Origin of the sequence: Streptomyces hilarionis (assembly GCF_024539675.1) — a bacterium.
GTDB classification, from domain to species: domain Bacteria; phylum Actinomycetota; class Actinomycetes; order Streptomycetales; family Streptomycetaceae; genus Streptomyces; species Streptomyces hilarionis.
Window position 1 is genome coordinate 1 of sequence record NZ_JAHHIT010000635.1, and the last position, 301, is coordinate 301.

At 57.8% G+C, this 301-nt stretch carries 1 pseudogene; it reads right to left on the bottom strand.

Annotation, left to right across the window (positions count from 1 at the left end):
- Positions 1-301, bottom strand: a pseudogene (locus KMS84_RS44395) (IS66 family transposase); the annotation flags it as partial.

Genomic DNA, 301 nt, shown 5'->3' on the forward strand with positions numbered 1-301 from the left:
TATGCATACGGATCATGACCATTCAGGCGCGCAGACTGGATCAGACTCATGATCGCTGCCGCACGTTTTCCGCTGCGTAAGGCCCCTGCAAAGAGCCAGTTCTTGCGCCCAAGGCCCTATGATCGGATCTGGTTCTCTGCCCAGTTATTGTCTATGGGTACAGCCCCGTCATCGAGGTAGCGCGACAGCGCTGCCCAGCGTTTAAGGCTGTAATCGAGCGCTCTGCTGATGGCCGAACCTTCGGGCACAAGATCACGCTGCGCGTTCATCCAGGCATGCAGCCTATCCTTCACCGGTACGG